The organism is Pseudarthrobacter sp. NKDBFgelt (assembly GCF_046097905.1).
Classification (GTDB): Bacteria; Actinomycetota; Actinomycetes; order Actinomycetales; family Micrococcaceae; genus Arthrobacter; species Arthrobacter polychromogenes.
The window spans coordinates 38,914-47,498 of record NZ_JBJURL010000029.1; the positions used below are offsets into that span (position 1 = coordinate 38,914).

Annotated in this window: 8 protein-coding genes; 2 read left to right on the forward strand and 6 right to left on the reverse strand. The window is 67.0% G+C overall.

The features are described 5' to 3' along the window. Positions 1 to 46: 46 nt before the first annotated feature. Both ACKAE7_RS09895 and ACKAE7_RS09900 read right to left on the reverse strand, forming a co-directional pair. Complete coding sequence (locus ACKAE7_RS09895) at positions 47 to 586, reverse strand: NUDIX hydrolase family protein (RefSeq protein WP_066273708.1); 540 nt, start codon at positions 584 to 586, stop codon at positions 47 to 49. A 94-nt stretch (positions 587 to 680) separates the two neighbouring features. Beyond that, positions 681 to 1,412, reverse strand: a complete 732-nt coding sequence (locus ACKAE7_RS09900) for a VOC family protein (RefSeq protein ID WP_408979057.1) — start codon at positions 1,410 to 1,412, stop codon at positions 681 to 683. A gap of 112 nt (positions 1,413 to 1,524) precedes the next feature. Here ACKAE7_RS09900 and ACKAE7_RS09905 point away from each other — a divergent pair, with 112 nt between their 5' ends. Beyond that, positions 1,525 to 2,127 carry a YdeI/OmpD-associated family protein gene (locus ACKAE7_RS09905; protein WP_408979058.1) on the forward strand — a complete coding sequence of 201 codons (603 nt, stop codon included), beginning with the start codon at positions 1,525 to 1,527 and terminating at the stop codon, positions 2,125 to 2,127. Between the two features lie 140 nt (positions 2,128 to 2,267). Beyond that, a complete protein-coding gene (locus ACKAE7_RS09910) occupies positions 2,268 to 4,226 on the forward strand; it encodes a glycoside hydrolase family 32 protein (protein WP_408979059.1) in 1,959 nt (652 codons plus the stop codon). A 45-nt stretch (positions 4,227 to 4,271) separates the two neighbouring features. On the opposite strand, the gene ACKAE7_RS09915 is transcribed toward ACKAE7_RS09910, so the two are convergent. From ACKAE7_RS09915 to ACKAE7_RS09930, 4 genes are all read right to left on the reverse strand, one after another. After that, complete coding sequence (locus tag ACKAE7_RS09915) at positions 4,272 to 5,429, reverse strand: ABC transporter ATP-binding protein (RefSeq protein ID WP_188811486.1); 1,158 nt, start codon at positions 5,427 to 5,429, stop codon at positions 4,272 to 4,274. Further along, complete coding sequence (locus ACKAE7_RS09920) at positions 5,426 to 7,015, reverse strand: iron ABC transporter permease (protein ID WP_188811489.1); 1,590 nt, start codon at positions 7,013 to 7,015, stop codon at positions 5,426 to 5,428. The genes ACKAE7_RS09915 and ACKAE7_RS09920 overlap by 4 nt, the downstream gene beginning before the upstream one ends. A gap of 4 nt (positions 7,016 to 7,019) precedes the next feature. Further along, complete coding sequence (locus ACKAE7_RS09925; protein WP_408979060.1) at positions 7,020 to 8,078, reverse strand: iron ABC transporter substrate-binding protein; 1,059 nt, start codon at positions 8,076 to 8,078, stop codon at positions 7,020 to 7,022. A 161-nt stretch (positions 8,079 to 8,239) separates the two neighbouring features. After that, positions 8,240 to 8,539 carry a hypothetical protein gene (locus ACKAE7_RS09930; RefSeq protein ID WP_408979061.1) on the reverse strand — a complete coding sequence of 100 codons (300 nt, stop codon included), beginning with the start codon at positions 8,537 to 8,539 and terminating at the stop codon, positions 8,240 to 8,242. Positions 8,540 to 8,585: the final 46 nt, after the last annotated feature.

An 8,585-nucleotide genomic window follows, 5' to 3' on the forward strand; every position in this document is an offset into this window, starting at 1 on the left:
AAGGCGGGCACCTAAAATCGGGGACCCCCAGGTTCCGGCGTATGTGTCAGAAGCCAACGCCGGCGAAGGCCAGCGCCTGGCGGATAAGGCTGCCGCGGCCGCCGACGAACTCCATCTGGACGCCGGGGCTGAGGACTTCCTCGGGGGTCATCCAGGTCAGTTCCAGGGCGTCCTGGCGGGGCTCGCATTCGCCCGTCACCGGGATGACGTAGGCCAGGGCCACGGCGTGTTGCCGCTCGTCCGTGAATCCGGTCTGGGACGGCGCAGGAAAGTATTCCGCCACAGTGAAGGGCACCGGGCTGATGGGAAGCTGCGGGAACGCCAGCGGTCCCAGGTCCTTTTCCATATGCCGCAGCAGGGCAGCGCGGATGGTCTCGCGGTAGATGACGCGGCCCGAGACCAGGGACCGGACCATGGTCCCGTCCTCGTCGGCCTGGAGCAGGGTCCCCACCTCATTGACGAAGCCCAGCGGGTCCAGCCTGACCGGCACAGCCTCCACATAGACCATGGGCAGCCGCCCGCGTGCCTCAAAGAGGTCTTCTTCGGAGAGCCAGCCGGGATTCGGGTCAGGGGTGCGCACGTTCATGGTTAAGTTCTACCCCATGGGACGCTGCGTGACGGGTGGAACTCAGCTGCCGGCGGAATGCGTCGGTTCATCCGACCGCTCTGTGTCCGACCTGTCATTCGTGACGCTGGGAGATCCAGAGAGTCGCCGGCACGTGCCCGGCTGCCCCGGCCCCGGCATCGGGGCTGGCAACGTGGAGGGTGCGCGCGAAGGCTTCCTCCGTGATGCTGGCCTCGATGCCTGCTGAGGCGAGGCGTTCCCGCAAAGGCTCCAGCCCGCCGTCGTACTCAAAACCCAGGCCGGAACGCGGCGCTCCCGAGGCCGGACGGACCATCAGGACCCCGCCGTTCTTTGCGGTGAAGTCGGCGGTGTCGTCCTGGTCCGGGACCGGGCGGGGCCGCGCGCCCACCTGCTGCAGGGTGCGGGAGGCAGATGCGGGGTCCTCCGTGAACCAGACCCCGACGACGGCCAGGGCAGGATCGGCGTCGGCACACTGGGCGCCGTGGGCGGCTTTGTCCGCAAGGAAGCTGAAACCGTCGGGCGCCGTGATCCGGCAGGCGTCGCCATGGTCCGCGGCGACGAGCTCTGCGGGTATGGTTCCGTCTTCCTCGGCAGCCAGGTTGGTGCGCCGGGCGAACTCTGCGAGGTCTCCCACCTCCACTGCCAGCGCGGTGCGGCCGTCCTCCGCGGCCCCCTCGGGGACGGCGTGGAGGGCCAGGCGTCCCAGCCCGGCGTCGAAAACCTGCCAGCCGGCGTCGTTCTCGGTTCGGACCATGCCCAGGGCGGTGAGGAGCCTGCCCCAGGAATCCAGCCTGGACGTGAAATGAAGGGGGCGCACACGGAGCATCTTGGATTCCTTTTTCCTCGGTAGCCAGGGACCTTAGGCCCATGATGCCACGGCACCGGCGCTTGTGGAGAGGGGCTGCCGTGGCGCCGTGATGCGGGGGCAGAATAGGGGCATGGCCGTTGAACTTGAGGAGCTGCTGCTGCCGGACGCGGCGGCGTGGCGCAGTTGGCTGGAGGAAAACCACAGCACCAGCCCGGGGGTGTGGCTGGTGCTGCATAAGAAGGGCGGAAACGTCACGGAACTGGATTACGCCGCGGCGCTGGATGAGGCCCTGTGCTTCGGCTGGATCGACGGCCAGGCGCGCCGCCGGGATAAACACACGTCCTTCCAGCGGATGACGCCCCGCCGGCCCAGGAGCCCGTGGTCTGCCAGGAACGTCGGCCATGTGGCCCGGCTGGACGCGGCCGGCCGGATGACTGATGCCGGATGGGCGGCCGTGAATGCGGCGAAAGCCGACGGCCGCTGGGACAACGCGTACGGCGGCCAGGCGGTGGCTGTGGTTCCACCTGATTTGGCGGCGGCCATCGCCGCGGTTCCCGCCGCCCAGGCGATGTTCGATGTCCTCACCGGGACAAACCGGTTCGCGATGATTTACCGGGTCAACTCCGCCGTGCGGCCTGCCACCCGCGAGAAGAGGATCGCTGAGTTTGTGGAGATGCTGGCGCGCGGGGAATCGCTCTATCCGCAGAAGAAGCGCCCGGGCGGCGTGAACTGACCGCGCGGGCAATGACTCCGGGAATCCGTGCCCGGTTGGGTTCCTGCCGGACATGCCTGTAAAATTGACGGTTCACTTGCGCTGGTGCCGTTCCCCTGCTGGGGAGCGGCACTTGTGCGTTCAGCGACGGATCGAAAACCATGCCCCGAAAAATCCTCGGACCTGTACTCCCTGCCCTTAAACGCCGGCCCCTGATCTGGGTGGTTGCCGCCGTGGCCGCTGCCCTGGTCCTGGTGGTTTCCCTGGTGCTTGCCGGAAACGTCCGGACGGGGCCGGCCGCCGTTGCCGGCCGTGTTTTGGACGGTGTTGCGTCGGCGCAGGCAACGGCCAGGGATGCCACGGGCAGCTACGCGACGCTGTGGCTGGAGGGCGGCGACTCCACGCTTGTGGACCGTGGGCGTGCGCTCGATGCTGAGGGTGCGGAGGATGTGCGAAGCATTGAATGCGGTGCTGGCTGGCTGGCCGGAGCGCGCGTGGACGGCAAGATTTTCCTGCGAAGCAGCGCGGCCCCGGACACGGTTGAGGATGCTGCTGCGGCGCGCCTTCCTGACTGCATCAGCGCCGAGGCGCGCGATGCCCTGCTGGCTGACCTCGGAGTGGAGAGGACGTGGCCCGAGCCGGCAGTAGACCGTTTTGAGCCGCCCGCGGGGGAGTACCGCCCGGCCTACCACCTCACCCCGGACCAGCGCTGGATGAACGATCCCCAGAAGCCCTTCTTCCTGGACGGCCAGTGGCATTACTACTACCTGTACAACGCCGACTATCCGGAAGGAAACGGCACCGAGTGGTTCCACGCCACCAGCACCGACCTGGTCAACTGGAAAAACGAGGGCGTGGCCATTGAGAAGTTCCGCAACGGGCTTGGCGATATCGAGACCGGCACAGCGGTGGTGGATACGGAGGGCACCGCCGGATTCGGCAAGGGAGCCGTGATCGCAGTGCTCACCCAGCAGGACGATGGCGTCCAGCGGCAGTCATTGTTCTACTCCACGGACAACGGCTTCAGCTTCCAGAACTACGGGCAGAATCCGGTGATGGACAACCCGGGCGAAGAGCACTGGCGTGATCCCCGCATTGTCCGCGATGACGCCAACAACCAGTGGCTGATGCTGCTGGCCGAAGGCCACAAAATCGGCTTCTACACGTCCCCGGACCTCAAGGACTGGACCTACGTTTCCGCTTTTAAGCGCGACGGGCTGGGCATCCTTGAGTGCCCGGACTTCTTCCAGCTGGACATCGACGGCGACCCCTCCAAGCGGACGTGGGTGCTGGCCGCCAGTGCCAACGGCTCCGGGGAAGGCCGCACCACCGGCCTGGCGTACTGGACGGGAAGCTGGGACGGAAAGACGTTCGCGCCTGACGCAGGAGAGCACCAGTGGCTCGACGGCGGAACGGACTTCTACGCCGCCGTCACCTGGGATGACCCGCGCCTGACGGACGGCCAGCGGAAGGCGTCCCGGCACGCCATCGGCTGGATGAACAACTGGGCGTATGCCCGGGAACTGCCCACCGGGGAATGGTTCGGGGCGGCTTCCGTGGTGCGTGACATCCGGCTGGTGTCCGACGGCGGGCGTCCGGCTTTGGTCTCAGCTCCCACCCCTGCGCTGGAGGCCTTGGAGGGCAATCCGGAACAGATCCCCGCGGGCACCCTCCGGGAAGGAGCGGGGGAGGAGTTGCCGGTTCCGGACAGCGGCGCGTACAAAATGGACCTGGAGCTGGAAAAGCCCGCATCAGGCAGAGGTGAAGCGCGCGTGCTCCTGCAAAGCGGCGGCAAGGCTTACGCCACGGTGGGCTACGACTTTGGGACCGGGCAGGCCTTTGTGGTCCGGGATGGGGATTCGGTGGCGCAGGCTGCCGGAGGCCCGGCGGAGGGATACCGGACGGTGAGCTCGGTTAAGGGCAACACCGGCAGGGAGACGGTTCAGCTGACCGCCTATATTGACCGGTCCTCCGTGGAAGTCTTCGTGGACGGCGGCCGTGAGACGCTGACCTCGCTGGTCTTCCCGCCGGCGGGGGCCAAGGACGTCCGGCTTGCGGCGTCGGGTGGTGCCGTCGGCATCAAGAGCGGCACCATCACGCCGCTTGCTGCCATCCGCTGAACTGAAACTTGCCGTGCTGCCCTGCTGTCCAGGAACCTGGCCAGGTCAGGAATCGAGCGGGAACGCCACGCCTTCGCCCACCACACGCAGGCACAGCTCCATGCCCGGGCGGGCGATGGAGGCGTTCCAGTGCCGGATGGTGATGATCTCGCCGCCGCCGGGGTAGCGGTGGTCCGGGCTGGAGGCCAGCTGCGGCGGGACCGAGAGCTTCAGCCGGACAGTGGTTTCCGGGCCAAAGTAGTCCGTGTCCACCACCACCCCGCGGATGGCTGCGTCCTCGGCGATCCGGATCTGCTCCGGCCTCAGCATCAGCTGCACGCGGCCCTGCGCCGGCGGCCTGCGGACGGGGATGGCACCCAGGGAACAGGTGGCCAGCGAGCCCTCAAGCCAGGCATCGAGGATGACGGCGTCTCCGAGGAACTCCGCCGTGGCACGGTCTGCGGGGCGGGTGTACACCACGAACGGGTTGCCGATCTGGGCGAGCTTGCCGCCGCGCATTACGGCCACCTGGTCCGCGAAGGACAGTGCCTCGGCTTGGTCGTGGGTGACCAGGATGGTGGTGACCCCCGCCTCGTTCAGGACCTTGGCCACGGCACGGCGGGTGGCCACCCTGAGTCCGGCATCGAGTGCTGAGAAAGGCTCGTCCAGGAGCATCAATTCCGGTTCACGCGCCAGGGCCCGTGCCAGGGCAACCCGCTGCTGCTGGCCGCCGGACAGCTGGTGCGGGCGGCGTTTGGCCATGGCCGGGTCCAGGGACACCATCTCCAGCAACTCGCTGATCCGTCCGGCCACCGCCCGCCGGCCGCCCGGCAGGCGGTCCTGGTCCAGCCCGAACGCGATGTTTTTCCCCACGCTCAGGTGCGGGAACAGGGCGCCGTCCTGTGCCACGTACCCAATGTGCCGTTTGTGCGCCGGCACCCACACGCCGTCGCCCGCCACCTTGGCGCCGTTGAGCGCGATGCTGCCCGTGTCCGGGTGCTCAAACCCGGCAATCAGCCGCAGCAGGGTGGTCTTGCCCGATCCGGAGGGTCCCACAATGGCTGTGGTTCCGCCCCTGGCCACGGAAAGGTTGACGCCCTTCAGGACGGCCTGGTTGCCGAAGTTCTTGGTGACGTCGGTGATCTCCAGGTGGCTGTTCGTGGTGGGCGCCACGGACGGGGCCACCCGCGGCTCCGGCAACCTGGAAGGGGCTTGTTCTGTCACTGTCCGGCTACTTTCTTGGACTGCTGGAAGAGAAGGTACGTCATAGGTGCGGAGAGCAGGATCATCAACAGCGCATACGGCGCGGCGCCGGCGTAGTCGATTTCGCTGCTCTTGCTCCAGAATTCGGTGGCAAGGGTGCGCGTTCCGTTGGGGGACAGCAGCAGGGTGGCGGTGAGTTCGTTGGCGATGGCCAGGAACACCAGCGCCGCACCGCCTGCGGCCGCCGGCGCCGTAAGCCGCAGGGTGACCCTGATGAAGGACACCAGCGGCGGCTTGCCCAGCGCCTGCGCCGCCTCGTCCAGTTCCTTGGGCGCCTGTGCCAGGCCGGCCCGCAGGTTGACCAGGGCGCGAGGCAGGAACAGCAGCACGTACGCCGCCACCAGCACCCCTGCGGTCTGGTAGATCCCGGGGACCACCCGGATGCTCACCGTGACGAAAGCCAGGCCCACCACGATTCCGGGCAGTGAGCTGGTGATGTAGTTGGAGAGCTCCAGCGACTTGCTGAACCAGCCGGGATGGCGGACAGCAAGATAGGCCATGGGGAACGCCACCACAATGGTGGCAAGGGCGCCTACCAGGCCGTAGCCGAGCGTTGTGAGCAGCGCCGGAAGGAACTCGTCCGCAGCCCAGGCTGCCGTTCCGCCGGAAGCCACCCAGCGCAGCACAAAGAACAGGGGCAGGCCGAAAGCCAGTGCCGTGAGCGCCAGCAGGAACGCCTGGGCTGGAAGCTGGTACACGTGCAGCGGCAGGCGCAGCGCCTTGGCCTGCGCTCCGGGGCCGATGCGTGCATACCGTGCAGTACCGCGGCTCCGGACCTCGGCCAGCAGCAGCAGGAGGCAGAAAAACACCAGCACGCTGGCCAGCATGTTCCCTGCCGCCCCATTGAAGGTCGACTGGTACTGGACCATGATCGCCGTGGTGAACGTATCGAAACGGATCATGGCGAACGCCCCGTACTCGGCCAGCAGGTGCAGGGCCACCAGGAGCGCGCCGCCGGTCATGGCGATGCGGAGCTGGGGGAGGACCACCCGGAAGAACGTGCGCCAGGCTCCGAGGCCCAGCGCGGCCGCGGACTGCTCAATGGCCGGGTCCAGCCGGCTGAGGGCAGCGGCGGCCGGGATGTAGACCAGCGGGAAGTAGGACAGGGTGGCAATCAGGACTCCGGAGCCCAGGCCGCCAAGGGAAGGAATGGCCGAAACCCAGGCGTAACTGTTGACGAACGCCGGGATGGCCAGCGGCGCAGCCAGCAGCACGGCCCACACCCGCGCGCCCCGCAGGGTTGTGCGTTCCACGAGCCAGGCGCCTGCAACCCCCAGGACCAGGCACAGCGGGACGGTGAAGACCATCAGCAGGACGGTGTTCAGCAGCAGTTCGGCCACGCGCGGCCGGAAGATAAGTTCGACGGCGGTGTCCCAGCCCGTTGCCACGGTCATGTAGACCACGTAGCCCAGCGGGACGACCGAAAACAGGGCAATCAGCACCGCCAGGGCGGACACCGCAGAAACGCCGAAAGGCGGGCGGGGGCTGTTGCCCCGGCCCGCCGTCGTCGTGCTCCCCCGTGGGGGAGCCGATAGATCAGGAGTCACGAAATCAGAGGAGTCCTGCCGAGGTCATCAGTTCGGTGACCTTCTCCGAGTTCAGCTTGGCAGGATCCACGGTGGGAGCTTGCAGCTCTGCGATGGGAACGAGCTTCTCGTTCGCGGGAACGTCGGAGGCGATGGCGTACTCGAAGGAGGTGCCGTCCTTCAGGATTTCCTGGCCCTTCTTCCCGGTGACGTACTTCAGGAACTCCTGGGCAGCTTCCTGGTTCTTGGAGGTCTTCAGCACACCGCCGCCGGAAACGGACACGAACGCGCCCGGATCCTGGTTCTTGAAGTAGTACGGGGTGACGTTATTGGAGTTCTCGCCGGTCTTGGCCTGGTCGCCGTAGTAGTAGTAGTGGTAGATCAGCGCGGCATCAACCTCGCCGGCGTTGACGGCCTTCATGGCTGTGCTGTTGCCCTTGTAGGCAGTGAAGTTTTCCTTCATGCCCTTGAGCCATTCCTCCGTGGCGGCCTCGCCCTTGAGTTCCAGGAGTGCCGAGACGATGGCCTGGAAGTCGGCGCCGGACGGGGAGGCAGCCCACTTGCCCTTCCACTCCGGGTTGGCCAGGTCCAGCATGGACGTGGGCAACTGGTCTTCGTTCAGCTTGTTCTTGTCGTACACCAGGACGGTGGAGCGGGCAGCGATGCCGGTCCACTTGCCGGTGGACGGGCGGAACTCTTCAGGCACCTGCGCGATGGTGGCTTCGTCCACGTCCGCAAACAGGTCGGCGTTCTCCACCTGGGTCATGGCCGGGGAGTTCTCCGTCAGGAACACGTCAGCCGGGGATGCTGCGCCTTCCTGGATGATCTGGTTGGAGAGCTCGGTGTCCGAGCCCTGGCGCATGGTCACCTTGATGCCGGTCTCGGCGGTGAAGCCATCGATCCATTCCTTGGTCAGGCTCTCGTGCTGTGCGTTGTACACGGTGATTTCGCCGTTGCCCGCACCAGCGGAGGCGTCGGACGAGCCAGTGGCTGCGGGGGTGGTGCTGCCGCCGCAGGCGGTCAGTCCAAGTGCTGCGGTGGCGGCGAGTGCGATGCCGGCCAGGGCGCTGTTGCGGATCTTCATGGGGGGACTGCTTTCTGGGGAAACGTCGGGCGGACGGGGTCCTGTTGGGCGTCGGGGAAGGATGCCCACGCTTGGAACTGTAGGGTAGGCAAACCTAAGCAACAAACCAGAAACCGCTTTAAGTGACGAGGGTCACAACAATTACAAAACTATTGCGTGCCCTAATTCCCGGCGTTGCCGGCGTTGCCGGGCAGGGTTGCCGCGGCCTCCAGGACCATCCACGCCTGCAGCTGGGTGGACAGTTCGACGGCGGCCCCCGGCGGGTACGTTTCGCCCGCCGGTTGCGCGGCGTGCTGGGAGAAAACGACGGCGCCGTGGCCCCTGTCCGCAGCCTCACCTGCCTGCACGGTGCGCTTTCCGGACCACAAGGCCTCAGCCGTTCCCGCCACCAGCCGGGCGGCGGTGGTGCGGGTCTGCGCGGGAAGCCGGCCGTCGGCAACGCCGGGAATTAGGGCACGCAATAGTTTTGTAATTGTTGTGACCCTCGTCACTTAAAGCGGTTTCTGG